The following is a 16712-nucleotide window of genomic DNA, read 5'->3' as shown; positions in this document are numbered from 1 at the left end:
CCCGGTCGGGTGGACGACCGGTGTCGAGTACCAGGTCGGGCCGGCCGCGCGGCGTCACTACACTGGTCGCGTGGCAGGCCGAATTCCCGATCGCGACATCACGGCGATCCGTGAGCAGACGAGGATCGAGGACATCGTCGGCGATTACGTCGCCCTGCGCCGTGCCGGTGCCGACAGCCTCAAGGGCCTGTGTCCGTTTCACGACGAGAAGTCGCCGTCGTTCCACGTCCGGCCCAACCACGGTCACTTCCACTGCTTCGGCTGCGGCGAGGGCGGTGACGTCTACAGCTTTCTGCAGAAGCAGGAGCACGTCAGTTTCGTGGAGGCGGTCGAGCAGCTCGCAGACCGCATCGGTTACCAGATCAACTACGAGGGCGGTGGCACCGCCATCAAGCGCGACCGCGGTACGCGCGCCCGCCTGGTGGCGGCCAACGCGGCCGCCGCGAAGTTCTACGCCGCCGCGCTGCAGTCACCGGAGGCGCAGCCGGCGCGCGATTACCTGAAGGAACGCGACTTCGACGCGGTGGCGGCCGTCCGATTCGGTTGTGGCTACGCGCCCGCCGGCTGGGACACGATGACCAAGGCCCTGCTGTCGCAGGGATTCGAGTTCAGCGAGCTCGAGGCGGCCGGTCTGTCGAAGCAGGGACGCAAGGGGCCGATCGACCGGTTCCACCGCCGTCTGCTGTGGCCGATCCGCAACCTGGCCGGCGACATCATCGGCTTCGGCGCCCGCAAACTGTTCGACGACGACAACCTCGGCAAGTACATGAACACGCCGGAGACCATGCTGTACAAGAAGTCTCAGGTGCTGTTCGGACTCGACCACGCGAAGAAGAGCATCGCCAAGGGACATCAGGTGGTGGTCGTCGAGGGCTACACCGACGTCATGGCGATGCACCTGGCCGGCGTCACCACCGCGGTCGCGTCGTGTGGCACCGCGTTCGGTGAGGACCACCTGGCCCTCATCCGGCGTCTGATGATGGACGACTCGTACTTCCGGGGCGAGGTCATCTACACCTTCGACGGTGACGACGCCGGTAAAGCGGCTGCCCTCAAGGCTTTCGAGGGAGAGCAGTCGATCTCGGGTCAGACGTTCGTGGCGATCGCACCCGATGGGATGGATCCCTGTGAACTGCGTCAGGAGAAGGGCGACGCCGCCGTCCGCGATCTGATCGCGCGGCGGGTGCCGATGTTCGAGTTCGCGATCAAGGCGCTGCTCGCCGGACACGACCTCGACACGGCGGAGGGGCGTGTGCACGCCTTGCGCGACACCGTCCCGGTGGTCGCCCGGATCAAGGACATCGCTCTCCGCGACGAGTACGCGCGGCAGCTCGCCGGCTGGGTCGGGTGGGAAGAGGTCTCCCAGGTTCTCGGGCGAGTGCGCGAGGAGGGTGCCAGAATCCGGAAGGCGCAGGGCGTCAGCACTTCCGGAGGTCGGGGAAACGCGCGCGGCGCCCGTAACCGACCGGAGGCGGAGTCGGCACCGACCTCGGCGCGGCCCCAGCCCAACGATCCGCGCCTGTGGCCGCAACGGGAAGCGCTGAAGGCGGCGCTGCAGTATCCGGCGATCGCCGGCACGGTGTTCGACTCGCTGCCCGTCGAGTGCTTCAACGAACCGGCCTACGCGATCGTCCGCCAGGCGATGACCGGGCTCGGCGGGACGTCGGCCGGCATGGGTGGCGCGGCCTGGGTCGACGCCGTGCGCAATGCCGTCGACGACCCGATCATCGATCCGCTGGTGACCGAACTCGCCGTCGAATCGATGCCGGTCGACGAGGACAACATCGCCCGCTACATCTCGAGCGTGCTGGCCCGGCTGCAAGAGGTGTGGGTGGGCACGCAGATCGCCGACATCAAGTCGCGCCTGCGCCGGATGGCGCCCAGCGACGACCCGGACGGTTACAACGCGGTGTTCGGAGATCTGGTCGCTCTCGAGGCCTATCGTCGCAGCCTGCTGGAACAGGCCGTCGATCCCATCGTCGGCGCGGGCTGACGGGCTCACCGACGTCGAGAGCTGCGCGACCGATCCGCGCGTGGGCGCGACACCGATGAGTTCCCGCCTCCGCGGAGGTCTGCACCGTGGACACCCCGACTCGACCGGACGAAGGCAGGAGTACATGGCGACCACCATCTATTCGGCGACGGCATCTCTCGACGGATTCATCGCCGGGCCCGGCGGTGACATGTCCTGGCTGACGCCGTTCTTCGACGCCCCGACCGACGAACGGACCGAGGCCGCCGCCGATGCCGCCTCGCGGCTGATGCGGGGGACCGGCGCGCTACTGGTCGGCAACCGGTCGTTCGGCGGCGACGATCCCAACAAGGGAACCGACCGCGAAGGCGCGTTCGGCGGTGAATACGACGGGGACGCAGTCGTTCTCACCCACCACCCGCCTGCGGAGGCCGTCGCTGGCGTCACATTCGTCTCCGACCTCCACGATGCGGTCGAGGCCGCCGCGCAGATCGCGGGCGATGCCTACGTCACCGTCATCGGGGCCGATGTCGCGCGACAGATGATCGATCACGGGCTGCTCGACGAGGTCCTCGTGTTCTTCGTCCCGGTCTTCCTCGGTGCGGGCGTGCGACTGTTCGACCGGCCAGACGGCGGCGAGGTCCGGCTGACGCCGATCCCCGGCGAGACCGAGTACTGGTGTCGCGTCGAGCGATGAGCTCGCGCGGTGTCCGGGAACCGGAATCGAACCGTCGGTGCGGCTGATGAGTGGGGAGTGCGGGGCTCGAACCCGCGACCTACGGATTATGAGTCCGCGGCTCTAACCGACTGAGCTAACTCCCCGCGCAGATGTCGCTGCCTGCGGGAGGACAATACCGCACCTCGGAAGAACGACGACAGACGAGTGCGTGCAAAACGGTCGACTGTCGACGCCGCTACACTGGCCGCAAAATCGGGCACGAGTGTGGCGGGAAGTGGTACCAGATGACGGTCGAGGACGGGGTCGGTGGTGACCTGCCGGAGAGCCTGGTGGACGTCGCCGCGCGGCGGCTTCGTGACGCGATACTGAGCGGCGCACTCGAACCGGGACAGAAGATCGTCGAAGAGACGTTGTGTGCAGATCTCGGGATCAGCCGGGCTCCCGTTCGCGAGGCGTTGCGCCTGTTGGCGCAGCAGGGGCTCGTCGAACATCAACCGCGGCGCGGGGTCCGGGTGGCCGAGTGGTCGCCGACGGACATCCTGCAGCTGTTCGAGATCCGCCAGGTGCTCGAACGCCATGCCGTGGAAACAGCGCTACCGCTGACCGATCCCGACCGCCAGCTGGAACCCGTGCGCGAGGCGATCGACGCGATGCGTCGCGCGGGTGACGATCTGGAGCGCGACGATGCCCACCGCCGTTTCCACGCCGCGGTGGTCGCGCTGGCCGGGAACCGCCAACTCGACGTCACCCTCGCGCCGATCCTGCTGAAACTGCAACTGCCGATGGCGGTCAATCTGCGTTCCGAGACAGCTGACCATCACGGACCCGCGGACGGGTTCACCCGGCATCAGGCGATTCTCGATGCACTCGAACGCAATGACGCCGAAGCGGTCGTGGCCGCGCTCGGCGACCACGGGCATCTGCACTACCTCGGGTTGGTGTCCGCGAGCGCGGGCGAGTCCCCGGAGCACGTTCACGGGCACTTGCACACGCCCTGACCCGCCGACGGCGATGCCCTAACACGATCGACACACAGCCGTTCCGCAAGCGCCATCATTCTGTCGACAATCGACGTTATGACGAAAGCTGCCGGTCCGACGACGGGGCCCACGGTCGCCGAGATACTCGACTCGCACCTCCACGGAAGCGGGTCGCCGACCCGCACCGCGCGAGCCGTCCTCGATGCGATCGAGGCGCGAGGTGACGACGGCACCTGGCTGTCCACGGTTCCTCGGGACGAGCTCATCGCCGCGGCTGCGGCTCTCGAGAACCGTTCCGACGCACGGGACCTGCCGCTGTACGGCGTCCCGTTCGGGGTGAAGGACTCGATCGATGTCGCGGGGGTGCCCACGACGTTGTCGTGTCCCGCGTACGCGTACGTCCCCGAGACCACCGCCCCGGTGGTCCAGAAACTCCTCGACGCCGGTGCGCTGTATGTCGGCAAGACCAATCTCGACCAGTTCGCCACCGGACTCAACGGGACGCGTACCCCCTACACCGTGCCGCGCGGGGTCTACGGCAACGAGATGATCTCCGGCGGTTCGAGTTCCGGCTCCGCGCTCGCGGTGGCGCACGGGGACGTCCCGTTCGCCGTCGCCACAGACACCGCGGGATCCGGGCGTGTGCCGGCGGCGCTCAACGGCATCATCGGATACAAGCCGTCCCGCGGACTGATCAGCACGACCGGCCTCGTGCCCGCCTGCAAGTCGCTCGACTGCATCACCGCGATGACCTCGACCATCGCCGACATGGACGTGATCATGAACGTGATGATCGGCCGCGACGACGCGGATGCCTGGTCGCGTGACAGGGGAGCCCGCCACTCCGGCGGCACCCTCACCGTCGGCCTGCCCGCTCCGGCCGAACTCGAGTTCTTCGGCGACGATGCCATGCGCGACGCCCACCTGTCGTTCCGGGCGCGGTTGGCGCATCTGGCGGTGCCCGGGGGTCTCGAGATCGTCGATGTCTCGCTGGCCCCGTTCCTCGCAGCGGGGGAACTGCTGTACTCGGGGCCCTGGGTCGCCGAAAGGCTCGTCGAATTCGCCGGCTTCCTGGCCGAACGGCCCGACGACATCCACCCGGTGGTCCGCGAAATACTGCGCGGCGGCGACAAATACACCGCAGTGGACGCCTTCTCCGCACTGCAGCGGTTGCAGGAACTGCGCGCCGAGGTCGGCCGGTTGTGGCAGGAGATGGACGTCCTGGTGGTCCCCACCATCGGCCGCACCTTCACCGTCGACGAGGTGCTCGCCGAGCCGATCGCGACCAACACGATGCTCGGTCACTACACCCACTTCGGGAACCTGCTGGACCTCACCGGTGTCGCCATCCCGCAGGGTCTCACCTCCGACGGGCGGCCGCACAGCGCGATGCTCCTCGGCGATGCGCTGACCGACGACGCCGTGCTGCATCTGGCGGCCGCACTCCTCGACGAGCCGCGCGCCCGACCGGCGGATGACACGCCGGCACGCGCCCCGATCACCTCCGCCGCTCCGACCCCCTGAAGTCCGACGACACCGTCCCCCGAAGGAACCCCATGTCCGACACCGTCACACTCGACGCGCAGCCCGGCCCCATCGAACTCGACCTCGCGCACACCGCCCTCATCATCATCGACATGCAACGGGACTTCCTGCTGCCCGGTGGTTTCGGCGAGACGCTGGGCAACGACGTCAGTCAGTTGCAGCGTGTCGTCGCTCCGCTGGCAGGTCTGCTCGACGCCGCCCGCGCGGCCGGCATGCTCATCGTCCACACGCGAGAGGGGCACCTGCCCGATCTGTCGGACTGTCCGCCCGCCAAGCTCAACCGCGGGCTCCCGTCCAAGCGGATCGGTGATCCGGGAGCCTTCGGCCGCATCCTCATCCGGGGCGAATACGGCCACGACATCGTGGACGAACTCGCACCGCTCGACACCGAGGTCGTCATCGACAAGCCGGGCAAGGGCGCCTTCTATGCCACGGAGCTGGCGGCGATCCTGGCCGACAACGACATCACCCAGTTGCTCGTCACCGGTGTGACCACGGAGGTCTGCGTACACACGACAACGCGCGAAGCCAACGATCGAGGGTTCGAGTGCGTCGTCGTATCCGATTGTGTCGGTTCGTATTTCCCTGAGTTCCAGCGTGTCGGACTGGAGATGATCGCCGCGCAGGGCGGCATCTTCGGCTGGACCGCACCGAGCGAGGACGTCATCACCCTGCTGACGCCCGCCACCGCTGAGGACGTCGTCGGTTCGGCGTGAGCCGTCCGGGACCGACGACTCCGATTCCAGACCCCTTCTCGAGACACCGGCGTCTCGTACTCCCAACTCGACCACCCCGGAGGAAGTCATGAGCGCCACCACCGATCCAGCCCCTACGGCCGACCCGCCGTCACCCCCGCAGCAGTCCAAGGTCGCCTGGTGGACGCGCGGGGACACCAACGCGTTCTTCGGTCTCGGGTTCAACATCCTGGTCAACGTGCTGACGCTGACCGGACTGATGATCGGGGTGATCGGTCTCAGCGCGGAGAACGTCCTCGGTACCGTGCTGCCCGCCCTGGGGGTGGCTCTGATCCTGGGCAACCTGTACTACACCTTCCTGGCACGACGCCTCGCCGCGCGTGAGGGACGCGACGATGTGACCGCGCTGCCCTACGGTCCGAGCGTGCCGCACATGTTCATCGTGGTGTTCGTCGTGATGCTGCCGGTGTACCTGAACACCAACGACGCGATCCAGGCGTGGCAGGCCGGTCTGGCGTGGGCGTTCATGATCGGCGTCATCGTGATGATCGGCGCCTTCGTGGGTCCCTACGTCCGCAAGCTCACCCCGCGAGCGGCGATGCTGGGAACCCTGGCGGGCATCTCGATCACCTTCATCTCGATGCGGCCGGCCGCGCAGATGTGGGAGGCGGCGTGGATCGGCCTCCCCGTGCTGGCGATCATCCTCATCGGGTTCTTCACCGACGTGAAGCTGCCCGGCAACATCCCGGTCGGCCTGGCGGCGCTGCTCGTCGGCACGGCGATCGGCTGGGCGGGCGGGTACATGTCCGTGCCCGACCTGACCTCGGCGGTGGAGAACGTCGCGATCGGCATCCCGGATCAGCGTTTCGATCTGCTGTTCAACGGACTCGGTGATCTCGCACCCCTGCTGGGCACCGCCATACCGCTCGGTGTCTACAACTTCACCGAGGCGATGAGCAACGTGGAGAGCGCCGCGGCGGCGGGGGACAACTACAACCTGCGCAGCGTCCTGCTGGCCGACGGTGCCGGCGCGTGTATCGGTGCGGCTTTCGGGTCTCCGTTCCCGCCCGCGGTCTACATCGGACATCCCGGCTGGAAGGACGCGGGCGGGCGCGCGAGCTACTCCCTGGCGAGCGGTGTCGCCATCGGACTGTTGTGCTTCCTTGGCATGTTCGGAGTGCTCAACGCACTGTTGCCGGTCCCGGCGATCGTCCCGATCCTGCTGTTCATCGGCTTGCTCATCGGCGCTCAGGCCTTCCAGGCGGTGCCGCGCCTGCACGCGGTCGCGGTGGTGGCGGCACTGCTGCCGAACCTCGCCGAATGGGGTCGAGGGCTCATCGACAACGCGCTCGCGGCGGCCGGCACCACCGCCGACGAAGTGGGTATGGAGGCGCTCGGCGGTGCCGGGGTGATCTACGAGGGCCTCAAGACGCTGGGCGAGGGTGCGGTGCTCGTCGGTCTGGTCCTCGGCACCATCGTCACGTTCATCCTCGAGAAGAAATTCCACTACGCCGCGATCGCCGCGTCGGTCGGCGCCGTCCTGTCGTTCATCGGCCTGATCCACGCGCCCGAGGTGTCGTGGGCGGCGGCCCCCGCGGTCGCGCTCGGCTACCTTCTCTTCGCAGCAGTGTGCATCGCGCACTGGTTCCTACCGGGGGCGCGCACGCCCGTGGTGGTCGACGAGTCGGACGTGGTCGCCGGTCACTGACCTCGATGACCAGGTGGTCGGGCCGGTGTGACACACCGGCCCGATCGCACCGATATCTGCTGACCGCGCGTTTTGTTCTCCGGCGCGACCATGCGCTAGAGTCTGACCTCGGTTCTGGTGAAGCATCCGCGGGTGCCGAACGGAGCCGGAGCAATCCCCCATAGCTCAATTGGCAGAGCATTCGACTGTTAATCGAACGGTTACTGGTTCGAGTCCAGTTGGGGGAGCAGAAGAGCCCGTCACCTGCGAACGCAGGAGACGGGCTCTCTTCTTCTGTCGTGTGGCTCGTCCACCCAGGGCCCCGGCCCGCCGAGTTATTCGCGGGGGTAATCCTCGGGGTCGGTCTCGACCTCGGTGGCCTGCTCGGCGGCGTCGGCGTCGTTGGCATCGAACGGCACGGTGGGCTCCGCCGCCTCGGCGGGGTCGGGGTCCGTCGGCTGGGCTTGCTCGATCGCGTCGGCCTCGTTTGCCTCGATCGGCAGGTCGGCTTCCGGTGACGTCATCGGGTTGATCCTCTCGTCGTCGAACTCCTACGTATCCACGTGTACCCGACGAGATGGAATTCAGTCTCCGCCGCTGTGTCGCCCGTCGTACTGCGCCTGCGCGTCCCGGACGACGGGCATGTTGTCCTGCACGAGTTCGATCAGTCCGCTCAACTGGTCGGCGACCTGGCGGCCCAGCGGGGTGAGGTGATACTCGACCTTCGGCGGGATGGCCTCGAGGACGGTGCGTACGATCATGCCGTCGCGCTCGAGGTTCTGCAGGGTCTGCGACAGCATGCGTTCACTCACGCCGTCGACGCGTCGTCGCAAGGCGCTGAACCGATAGTTACTCTCTCCCAACGCCATCAGCACGAGGCTTCCCCAGCGACCGGTGACGGTCTGCAGCGTCGTCCGAGATGAGCAGTCTCGGGCGAAGACATTCGCTTCGAGGGACTCGTCGCTGGTCTCGGTCACGTCCTCAACGGTAGTCGAAGCGACGAGATCTTGCTAACACATCGTATTGCACTTACTAAAAGTTAGTGCATACTGGGGCGACCACCACCCAGAAAGAGGACACCATGACCACAGCAGTGACCGGCGCGACAGGACATCTCGGCGGACTCGTGATCGAGGAACTACTCGCTCGTGGCGTCGCGGCCACCGACGTCGTCGCGATCGTCCGGGACGAGTCGAAGGCGTCGAAGCTCGCGTCGCAGGGCGTCTCGGTCCGCGTCGCCGACTACGACGACCCGGAGTCGTTGCGGACCGCACTCGCCGGAGTCGACAAGCTGCTGCTCATCTCGGGCGCCGACATGGGCCGACGTGTCGCCCAGCACACCAACGTGATCGAGTCCGCGGAGGAGAACGGCGTCGCACTCATCGCCTACACCAGCCTGCTTCACGCGGACACGAGTGGCTTGAGCCTGGCCCCTGAGCATGTCGCCACCGAGGCCCGGCTGAGCAAGTCGCCGGTTTCCACCGTGATCCTGCGCAACGGCTGGTACTGGGAGAACTACCTGGCGGCCATCCCGCAGGCGGTGTCGACCGGGACGCTCTTCGGGGCGGCCGGTGAGGGAAGGCTCGCGGCCGCTGCCCGTGCCGACTACGCGGCCGCGGCCGCGGCTGTCCTCACCGCCGATTCCGATCAGGCCGGCAAGGTCTACGAGCTGGGTGGGGACGAACGGCTGACGTACGGAGAGTTCGCCCGCGCGATCGGTGAGGCGGCGGGTTCGACCGTAGAGTACCGCGACCTCTCGGAGTCCGATTACCGGGCGAGTCTGGTCGGCGCGGGCCTGCCCGAGCCGGTCGCCGCGATGCTGGCGAGCTCGGACGCGGGGATCAGTCGCGGCGAACTCGACACCACCTCCGGTGATCTCCGGTCGCTCATCGGCCGGTCGTCGACCCCCGTCGCCGACGTCATTGCCCAGGCGCTCGGCTGACGCTGCTTCGCTGTCGCCGCCTCCGGTCATCCGTATCGGTCACCTCCGTCGTGGGTCCGCAGGCGGCGATCGCGGCGTGGATCATCCGGTCTGCGCCGCGGCGATGAGTTTTCCGGCGCCACCGGGTCTGTCCGCATATATTGCTCGTGCCGACAGACGACGGGAATGCCAAGCCATGCCGCAACTACTCAGAGTCCAGAACTTCTCCATCTCGCAGGACGGGATCGGGGCGGGGGAGAACCAGACGTTCGAGCGTCCCTTCGGTGACCGCGTCGAACCCTGGGAACTGATGTCATGGGCGGGTGCCACCGCCGGCTGGCCCAATCGGACCGACCCGGGTGGCACGCGGGGCCTCGACGACTACTTCACGCGCGACTTCTCCCACAACATCGGCGCGGAGATCATGGGCCGCAACAAGTTCGGCCATCAGCGCGGCCCGTGGACCGACCATGAGTGGCAGGGTTGGTGGGGCGACGAACCGCCCTTCCACACGCCCGTCTTCGTGCTGACGCACCACGTGCGACCGTCGTTCACGCTCGGCGACACCACTTTTCACTTTCTCGACGCGACACCCGCCGAGGCTGCCGAGCAGGCGAAGGCCGCGGCCGACGGCAAGGACGTACGCATCGGCGGCGGCGTGAGCACCGTGCGGGAATTCCTCGACGCCGGCCTCATCGACACCCTGCACATCGCCGTCGCGCCGGTCACGATCGGGGAGGGGCTGAAACTCTGGGAGTCGCCCGAGGAACTCGAGGACCGGTACCACCACGAGTCGGTCCCCAGCTCCAGCGGGGTCACTCATCACCTGTTCTGGCGCGAGTAGCGCCGGCCGGCCGGCCGCTACCCGGTTGCGTTTTGTCCCGGCATCCGGGACAAACCACAACCGGATGGCGGCGGCGGTGGAATGCGATCGCCGATCGGCGTAGTTGTAGGGACCATGACGGAACTCTCCAGCAAGGCCACGACTCTGCTCGACCTCCACCAGCCCGGAAATCCGGTCATCCTGCCCACGGTCTGGGATGCGTGGTCGGCGAATCTCGCGATCTCCGCGGGGTTCACCGCGCTCACGGTCGGCAGTCATCCGGTATCGGACTCCATCGGCAAACCCGACAACGAGGGCATCACATTCGATGAGCTGACCACCCGGATCCGGCAGATCACCGCCGCCGTCGACGTCCCGATCTCCGTCGACATCGAATCCGGCTACGGGGAAGACCCGAAGACACTCATCGACGGCTTGATCGCGGCCGGCGCGGTCGGCCTGAACATCGAGGACACCGTGCACAGCGAGGGCGGTCGCCTCCGCGAGGCGCAGGAGCACGCCGACTTCGTGGGCGCATTGCGGGCCGCGTCCGACGCCACCGACGTCCACGTGGTCATCAACGCGCGTACCGACCTCTTCGTGAAGCAGGTCGGGGACGAATCCGATCGCGTCGACCGCGCCATCGAGCGACTGAAGCTGGCCGCCGAAGCCGGTGCGGATGTGTTGTACCCGGTCGGTTTCCACGAAGACGCCACGCAGAAGCGGCTCACCGCGGAGCTGCCGTTGCCGGTCAACGCGATCGGGCATCCGACCAAGAACTCGAAGTCGGCCTTGGCCGAACTCGGCGTCGCCCGGGTCAGTTTCGGGCCGATCTTCCAGATGGTGCTCGCCGAGCGCGCCGCCGAGGTACTCGAACCCTGGAAGTAGCCAGAACATCCCGTCCGGGTCGAAAGAACACGGACGGGATGTCGGTGGTGCGGTCTACCGTCGGCACATGGCACTCACGAAATCCGAACGAGAAGCGTTCCTGTCCGAACCCCACGTCGCGGCGTTGTCGGTGGAGGCCGAGCCCGGCCGGGCGCCACTGACCGTCCCGGTCTGGTACCAGTACGAGCCGGGTGGACGTCCCTGGCTGCTCACCGGGACCGAGTCGCGCAAACTGCAGCTCATCCGGGCAGCCGGGCGTTTCACGCTGATGGTCGACGAGGTGACGCCGCGGCTGATGTACGTGGCCGTGTCGGGGGATGCGGTCGACATGGTCGCCGGCACTCGCGCCGACCTCCAGGAGATGGCGGCGCGCTACCTCCCGCCCCAGGCGGTGGACCCCTACGTGGAGATGGCCGAGAAGGACCACGGCCCGCAGACGAAACTGTTCCTCGAGCCGAAGCAATGGGTGTCTCTGGACCTCGGCAGCCTCTGATCGTCGGGCACTGATCCGGCAGCGAGACGAACCGGCCGGGAACGTCTCGCTACATTGAACGCATGCCGAAGCCGCGTTCCACGTCCGACCAGCCCGACGCCGGGGGCACCGCACCCGGTGCCGAGTCCGATCAGTCCGTCGACCCCGGCTCGGCACAGGCGAATCCCCCCAGCGACGCCGCGGAGGTGAACCCTCTCCACGGCGCCGAGTTCCTGCAGGCCAACCGCAGCAACCGCGACAAGTACCGCGCCGAGGCCGAGGCCAAAGCGGAGAAGGCGGCTCGCAAGGCCGGTCGCAAGCGTGGCTCGGAGGGTTCGGGTCCCGCAACCCGTTCGGCGGCGACCGATTCCGCAGGCCCGGACCCCGCCGCGCCCACCGACGACCCGCCCACCGACGACCCGAAGTCCACCGACACCGATGCGGACCGCACGCCGCGCAAGATCGACCCCGCGGCGTCCGGTCGTCGTGGCTCTCGGTGGACCGGATGGACCTCGGCGGTCGGCGCCCGGCCCTGGGCCGTGATCGCGCTGATCGTGGCGGTCATCGCCCTCGCGGCGTCGACCGCGGTACTCGCGGTGGCCTATGTGGACGCCGACGAGCGGGCCGAGACGAGCGCGTCGGCCGGCGCCACGTCGTCGCTGCTCGAGACGGCGCGCCGGTACGCGGCCGAGATCTCCACCTACAACTCCGCCGATTACGCCGACCTCGACCGGCGCATCCGGGAGATCTCGACGCCCGCCTTCACCCAGACCTACATCGAATCCTCGCAGGACGCGAGACGCGGATCGACTGCGGCCGAATCGGTCTCGACCGCGAAGGCCGACAACGCCGGCATCATGTCCGTCGACGACGGCAAGGCCGTCGTGCTGGTGACGCTCGACCAGACGCTGAAATCGCCCCAGACCGCCCAGGAGTTTCCCGAGGGATTCCCGTACCAGTCGCGGGTCAAGGTCACTCTCGTCGAACAGGACGGCCGCTGGCTGATGGACGACTTCGCGGTGCTGTAGGGGCGTCAGTCGGCCACGTGTGGGCCGAGCAGTATCCGCATCGCGAGCGCTTCGATCCGCTCGGGCGAGGGCGGCGGGGACTGGCGCGACAGGTCGGTCACCACGTCGAGTGCCGCGTGCACGAGGAACCGGGCCTGTGAGAGCGACAGTTCCTCGCGGTCCCGGGTGAGCCACGTGGCGAACTCGTCGACGGTGATCCGTTGCTGATTGCGCAGTTCGGCGCGAGCCTCTGGGGTGGTGTGCCCGATCTCGGTCTCGTAGATCGAGATCAGATCCGTTGTGCTGGAGCTCAATCGGATGTAGGCGGCGAGTATCGCGACGATCGCCTCCCGGGGCGTCGTCGATGCGGCGAGGGCGTCGGCGATCGCAGACGTGACCCGATCGGTGGCGCGCCAGAACGATGCCTCGAGGATCGCGACCTTGCTCGGGAAGTGGCGGTACACGCCCGACGCGGGCAGGTCGGCCGCGTGTGCGATGTCCTCGATGGTGACGTCCCGGAACCCGCGGGCGGCGAAGAGTCCGATGGCCTCGGTCAGGATGACCTCACGTTTGGCGGCGGGGGCGAGTCCGGTGACCGTCGGTCGTTCGCGAGCGGTGGGGGCGGGTAACCCGACGTCGAGCAGGCCGATCGCGGCGCCGGACATCAGCGCCGTCGCCTCACGGGCGGGCAGCGCGGCGCGGTGCGTCGTGGGACTGGCCGCGACGCTGATGATCGCCGCGGCGACGAGATTGGCGTCGGAGTCGTTCAGCGACGGCCGCAGTCGCCGGGCGGCCGCCCGCACGCGACGGTGCTGGTGCACGACGACGTCGCGGACGATCGCGACGTCGGCGGGCTCGAGGTACCGCGATTCCCAGCGATACAGCCCGCCGCGGCGCCGGTTGTCGAACGAGGTGGCGGTGATCGCCTCGAGGAGCGCGTGCAATTCCTCCGGGGACCCCTCGGGGACGGTGTCGAGTACGTCGCGCAGGCCGGTGGCGAGTTCGGCGGTGGTCTCGGCGAACAGTGCGTACTTGTTCGGGAAGTGCCGGTACAGGGCCGGCGCGGAGATGCCGACGGCCTCGGCGATGTCGTCGAGTCGTACCGCGTGATATCCGCCGTCGCTGAACGCCTTCGCCGCGGCGTCGACGATCATGCGTCGCCGGTCGGCGGGGCGACGACGCCGGACGCCCGGGTCCGGGCGTGACGTCTGCGGGCGGGCGGTCATGACGACACAGCCTAGCCGGAGACCACGTTCTCGTGACAGATTTCCGGACCAGACGGTAAAACCGCAGTAGAGAAGCACAAAACGATCCGATAAGTTAACGAGAATTCTCGTGATCTGCGTCGCATTGTGATAGTAGTCTAGGCGATGGCACAGATGCGGGGCACTGTGTCTATCGGAACCGGCATGAATGGGGAGTGGTAGTGAGCGACGAGATCACGCACGACGGAGTGGTGACGTCCGTGGACGATTCCGGGATCGGACGTCTGACGATTTCTCGACCGGAACGGATGAACGCCCTCGACGGCCGGGCCGAAAAGGCGATCGAGGAGACCTTGTCGGAGTGGTCGAAGCGGGATGACGTCCGCGTCGTCGTGATCGACGGCGCCGGTGGCAGTTTCAGTGCCGGTGCCGACGTCCGGGGGTTCGCCGAGCGGTCGACCGAAGGTGGCGCGTCCGGCTTCACCCGGGAACAGGCCCGGGCGATCATCTCCGGTGGCTCCGCCCTCGTACGTGCCGTGCGTTCGGTCCCGGTCCCGGTGATCGCCTCCGTCGACGGCGCGGCTGCCGGGATCGGTGCGTCACTCGCACTCGGCGCCGACCTCATCTACACGACGGCGCGGTCGTACTTCCTGCTCGCATTCGTCAACATCGGTCTGATGCCCGACGGCGCCGCGTCGATGTCGTTCGCCACGGCGGTCGGTCGCGTACGGGCCAACGAGCTGGCACTCCTCGGCGAGAAGCTGCGTGCCGCAGAAGCTCTCGAGGCCGGACTCGTCAACGGGGTCGTCGACGACCGTGCCGCGCTCGACGAGGTGGTCGGCACTGTGGCCCGAAAGCTGGCGGGCAAGAGTGCCGCTGCGCTCCGGCTCACGAAGGCCGCGCTCGACGCGCACACGATGTCCGGTTTCGACGCCGCCATCGAGCGAGAACTCGACGGCCAGACCGAACTGCTCCAGTCCCCGGAGTTCCAGGCGGCGATCAGTGCCTTCGCCGGCGCCTCCCGGTGATTTTCGCGCCACGCCGGAAGAACCACACACCACCCGCCCCGACCCCATCACCACCAGAGAAGACAACGAGGAGACCGATCGTATGACCGCGACCGTCGACACCTTCAGCGACCTGGCCACCGAGCCACTGCGTTCGCGCCGCAACCACTGGAACAACCAGATCCGCCGCCACGCCTTCATGACCCCGGACAAGCCGGCGCTGAAGTTCCTGGGCAACGTCACCACCTGGAAAGAACTCGACGAGCGCAGCCGGGCGTTTGCCGCCGCGCTGAGCCGACGCGGCGTGCAGTTCGGTGACCGGGTCCTGATCGTCCTGCTCAACCGCTCGGAGTACGTCGAAGCGGTTCTGGGCGCCAACCTGATCGGCGCCATCCCCGTGCCGGTGAACATCCGGATGAGCCCGGCCGAGGTCGCCTTCCTCGTCAACGACAGCGGTGCCAAGGTGATCGTCACCGAGACCCTCCTCGCGCCGCTGGCCGACGCCGCGGGCGCCGCCACCGGCGCGATCGAGCACACCATCGTGGTCGGCGGATCGGACAAGGAGAATCACCTCGACTACGAGTCGCTGGTTGCCGAGGACTCGTCGGATCTCGAGGAGATCGATGTTCCCGAGGACACCGTCGCGCTGATCATGTACACCTCGGGCACGACCGGAAAGCCCAAGGGCGCCATGCTCACCCACACGAACATGCAAGCGCAGGCCGTCACCTGTCTGCAGGCTCTGCAGACCCGGTCCGATGACATCGGCTCCTGCGTCGCGCCGATGTTCCACATCGCCGGCCTCGGCGCGATGGCGCCACTGTTCTACATGGGTGCGCTCTCGGTGATCCATCCGCTCGGTGCGTTCGACCCCGACGACATGCTCGACACGATCGAGAAGGAGGGCACCACCTCGATCTTCCTGGTGCCCGCGCAGTGGCAGGCCGTCTGCGCCGCGCAGCAGGCCAAGCCGCGCGACCTCAAGCTGCGGGTGATCAGCTGGGGCGCCGCCCCGGCGTCGGACACGGTCCTGAAGGCGATGAACGAGACCTTCCCGGAAGCGCTGAACGTCGCCGTCTTCGGGCAGAGCGAGATGTCTCCGATCACCTGTGTGCTCGAGGGCCGGGACGCGCTGCGCAAGATCGGCTCGATCGGCAAGGTCGTCCCCGCGGTCACCGCCCGCATCGTCGACCCCGAGGGGAACGACGTGGCGCAAGGTGAAGTCGGCGAGATCGTCTACCGGGGCCCGAACATGATGAAGGGGTACTGGCAGAACGAGCAGGGCACCGCCGACGCCTTCGCCGGCGGCTGGTTCCACTCCGGCGACCTGGTCCGCGCGGACGAGGAGGGCTTCCTCTACGTCGTCGACCGCGCCAAGGACATGATCATCTCCGGTGGTGAGAACATCTACTGCGCCGAGGTCGAGAACGTGCTCTTCGGTCATCCGAGCATCACCGAGGCGGCGATCATCGGTCGGGCGCACGAGAAGTGGGGCGAGGTGCCGGTGGCCGTGGTGGTGCTGGCCGACGGAGTCGACGACCTGACCCTCGCCGACCTCGAGCCGTACCTCAACGAGAACCTCGCCCGGTTCAAGCATCCGAAGGACATCGTCATCGTCGACGAACTGCCGCGCAACGCCGGCGGCAAGGTCGTCAAGCCGACGCTGCGTCAGAGCTACGGCAGCAAGGACGCCGGCCTCTCCGACTGACGCCACCCTCCAGACCGACACCCTCCGACCTGGGCGCGAGCACTCGCGCCCAGGTCGTCGTGGTCTCGTCCGTCTCGATCGCACCGGGCGACTGCGCGGCCTGGAAACACGTACTAGAACACG

16 protein-coding genes and 2 tRNA genes are annotated in these 16712 nt (G+C 67.8%); 14 read left to right on the top strand and 4 right to left on the bottom strand.

Annotation, left to right across the window (positions count from 1 at the left end):
- Positions 1 to 70 precede the first annotated feature (70 nt).
- Together dnaG and AMD30_RS09585 are read left to right on the top strand one after the other, a co-directional pair.
- Positions 71 to 1993 (top strand): DNA primase, encoded by a 1923-nt coding sequence (gene dnaG, locus AMD30_RS09590; protein ID WP_044506955.1) that lies wholly within the window; start codon positions 71 to 73, stop codon positions 1991 to 1993.
- Between the two features lie 124 nt (positions 1994 to 2117).
- A complete protein-coding gene (locus AMD30_RS09585; protein ID WP_055475467.1) occupies positions 2118 to 2669 on the top strand; it encodes a dihydrofolate reductase family protein in 552 nt (183 codons plus the stop codon).
- A gap of 51 nt (positions 2670 to 2720) precedes the next feature.
- Here the strand turns inward: AMD30_RS09585 and AMD30_RS09580 are convergent.
- Positions 2721 to 2794, bottom strand: a tRNA-Ile gene (locus AMD30_RS09580).
- 141 nt (positions 2795 to 2935) lie between these two features.
- On the opposite strand from AMD30_RS09580, the gene AMD30_RS09575 reads away from it, so the two are divergent.
- The 5 genes from AMD30_RS09575 (at position 2936) to AMD30_RS09555 (ending at position 7806) form a co-directional block, all read left to right on the top strand.
- Entirely contained in the window at positions 2936 to 3649 is a 714-nt protein-coding gene (locus AMD30_RS09575) for a GntR family transcriptional regulator (RefSeq protein WP_055475466.1), read from the top strand.
- A 78-nt stretch (positions 3650 to 3727) separates the two neighbouring features.
- Positions 3728 to 5155 carry an allophanate hydrolase gene (locus AMD30_RS09570; protein WP_055475465.1) on the top strand — a complete coding sequence of 476 codons (1428 nt, stop codon included), beginning with the start codon at positions 3728 to 3730 and terminating at the stop codon, positions 5153 to 5155.
- Between the two features lie 32 nt (positions 5156 to 5187).
- Positions 5188 to 5892, top strand: a complete 705-nt coding sequence (locus AMD30_RS09565) for a cysteine hydrolase family protein (protein WP_014927395.1) — start codon at positions 5188 to 5190, stop codon at positions 5890 to 5892.
- A gap of 88 nt (positions 5893 to 5980) precedes the next feature.
- Entirely contained in the window at positions 5981 to 7579 is a 1599-nt protein-coding gene (locus AMD30_RS09560; RefSeq protein WP_010841207.1) for a permease, read from the top strand.
- A 154-nt stretch (positions 7580 to 7733) separates the two neighbouring features.
- Positions 7734 to 7806 (top strand) — tRNA-Asn (locus AMD30_RS09555).
- Between the two features lie 87 nt (positions 7807 to 7893).
- Here AMD30_RS09555 and AMD30_RS09550 read toward each other — a convergent pair.
- Entirely contained in the window at positions 7894 to 8082 is a 189-nt protein-coding gene (locus AMD30_RS09550; protein WP_010841205.1) for a hypothetical protein, read from the bottom strand.
- A gap of 60 nt (positions 8083 to 8142) precedes the next feature.
- Positions 8143 to 8535, bottom strand: coding sequence for a winged helix-turn-helix transcriptional regulator (locus AMD30_RS09545; RefSeq protein ID WP_010841204.1), 393 nt, complete (start codon positions 8533 to 8535; stop codon positions 8143 to 8145).
- Positions 8536 to 8639: 104 nt separating this feature from the next.
- Between AMD30_RS09545 and AMD30_RS09540 the strand changes: the two genes are divergently transcribed.
- From AMD30_RS09540 to AMD30_RS09520, 5 genes are all read left to right on the top strand, one after another.
- On the top strand, positions 8640 to 9500 hold the full coding sequence (locus AMD30_RS09540; protein ID WP_055475464.1) for an SDR family oxidoreductase: 861 nt from the start codon (positions 8640 to 8642) through the stop codon (positions 9498 to 9500).
- A 175-nt stretch (positions 9501 to 9675) separates the two neighbouring features.
- A complete protein-coding gene (locus tag AMD30_RS09535; protein WP_014927392.1) occupies positions 9676 to 10323 on the top strand; it encodes a dihydrofolate reductase family protein in 648 nt (215 codons plus the stop codon).
- Between the two features lie 114 nt (positions 10324 to 10437).
- Entirely contained in the window at positions 10438 to 11190 is a 753-nt protein-coding gene (locus tag AMD30_RS09530) for an isocitrate lyase/PEP mutase family protein (protein WP_055475463.1), read from the top strand.
- A 67-nt stretch (positions 11191 to 11257) separates the two neighbouring features.
- Entirely contained in the window at positions 11258 to 11683 is a 426-nt protein-coding gene (locus tag AMD30_RS09525) for a pyridoxamine 5'-phosphate oxidase family protein (protein WP_010841200.1), read from the top strand.
- Between the two features lie 62 nt (positions 11684 to 11745).
- Positions 11746 to 12690 carry a hypothetical protein gene (locus tag AMD30_RS09520; protein ID WP_055475462.1) on the top strand — a complete coding sequence of 315 codons (945 nt, stop codon included), beginning with the start codon at positions 11746 to 11748 and terminating at the stop codon, positions 12688 to 12690.
- A gap of 5 nt (positions 12691 to 12695) precedes the next feature.
- Here AMD30_RS09520 and AMD30_RS09515 read toward each other — a convergent pair whose 3' ends face one another.
- A complete protein-coding gene (locus tag AMD30_RS09515) occupies positions 12696 to 13895 on the bottom strand; it encodes a TetR/AcrR family transcriptional regulator (RefSeq protein ID WP_055475461.1) in 1200 nt (399 codons plus the stop codon).
- Between the two features lie 200 nt (positions 13896 to 14095).
- On the opposite strand from AMD30_RS09515, the gene AMD30_RS09510 reads away from it, so the two are divergent.
- On the top strand, positions 14096 to 14902 hold the full coding sequence (locus tag AMD30_RS09510) for an enoyl-CoA hydratase-related protein (protein ID WP_010841197.1): 807 nt from the start codon (positions 14096 to 14098) through the stop codon (positions 14900 to 14902).
- 82 nt (positions 14903 to 14984) lie between these two features.
- Positions 14985 to 16589 carry a fatty-acid--CoA ligase FadD5 gene (gene fadD5 / locus AMD30_RS09505; RefSeq protein ID WP_014927383.1) on the top strand — a complete coding sequence of 535 codons (1605 nt, stop codon included), beginning with the start codon at positions 14985 to 14987 and terminating at the stop codon, positions 16587 to 16589.
- The last annotated feature ends 123 nt before the right edge of the window (positions 16590 to 16712 follow it).

This window comes from Gordonia sp. HS-NH1, assembly GCF_001418765.1.
Classification (GTDB): Bacteria; Actinomycetota; Actinomycetes; order Mycobacteriales; family Mycobacteriaceae; genus Gordonia.
This window is presented reverse-complemented; position numbering and strand designations above follow the sequence as displayed.

Excerpts from the sequence above, each read along its gene's own strand:
- AMD30_RS09585 (WP_055475467.1), top strand. The coding sequence starts at position 2,118 with ATGGCGACCACCATCTATTCGGCGACGGCATCTCTCGACGGATTCATC.
- AMD30_RS09575 (WP_055475466.1), top strand. The coding sequence starts at position 2,936 with ATGACGGTCGAGGACGGGGTCGGTGGTGACCTGCCGGAGAGCCTGGTG.
- AMD30_RS09570 (WP_055475465.1), top strand. The coding sequence starts at position 3,728 with ATGACGAAAGCTGCCGGTCCGACGACGGGGCCCACGGTCGCCGAGATA.
- AMD30_RS09565 (WP_014927395.1), top strand. The coding sequence starts at position 5,188 with ATGTCCGACACCGTCACACTCGACGCGCAGCCCGGCCCCATCGAACTC.
- AMD30_RS09560 (WP_010841207.1), top strand. The coding sequence starts at position 5,981 with ATGAGCGCCACCACCGATCCAGCCCCTACGGCCGACCCGCCGTCACCC.
- AMD30_RS09550 (WP_010841205.1), bottom strand. The coding sequence starts at position 8,082 with ATGACGTCACCGGAAGCCGACCTGCCGATCGAGGCAAACGAGGCCGAC.
- AMD30_RS09540 (WP_055475464.1), top strand. The coding sequence starts at position 8,640 with ATGACCACAGCAGTGACCGGCGCGACAGGACATCTCGGCGGACTCGTG.
- AMD30_RS09535 (WP_014927392.1), top strand. The coding sequence starts at position 9,676 with ATGCCGCAACTACTCAGAGTCCAGAACTTCTCCATCTCGCAGGACGGG.
- AMD30_RS09530 (WP_055475463.1), top strand. The coding sequence starts at position 10,438 with ATGACGGAACTCTCCAGCAAGGCCACGACTCTGCTCGACCTCCACCAG.
- AMD30_RS09525 (WP_010841200.1), top strand. The coding sequence starts at position 11,258 with ATGGCACTCACGAAATCCGAACGAGAAGCGTTCCTGTCCGAACCCCAC.
- AMD30_RS09520 (WP_055475462.1), top strand. The coding sequence starts at position 11,746 with ATGCCGAAGCCGCGTTCCACGTCCGACCAGCCCGACGCCGGGGGCACC.
- AMD30_RS09515 (WP_055475461.1), bottom strand. The coding sequence starts at position 13,895 with ATGACCGCCCGCCCGCAGACGTCACGCCCGGACCCGGGCGTCCGGCGT.
- fadD5 (WP_014927383.1), top strand. The coding sequence starts at position 14,985 with ATGACCGCGACCGTCGACACCTTCAGCGACCTGGCCACCGAGCCACTG.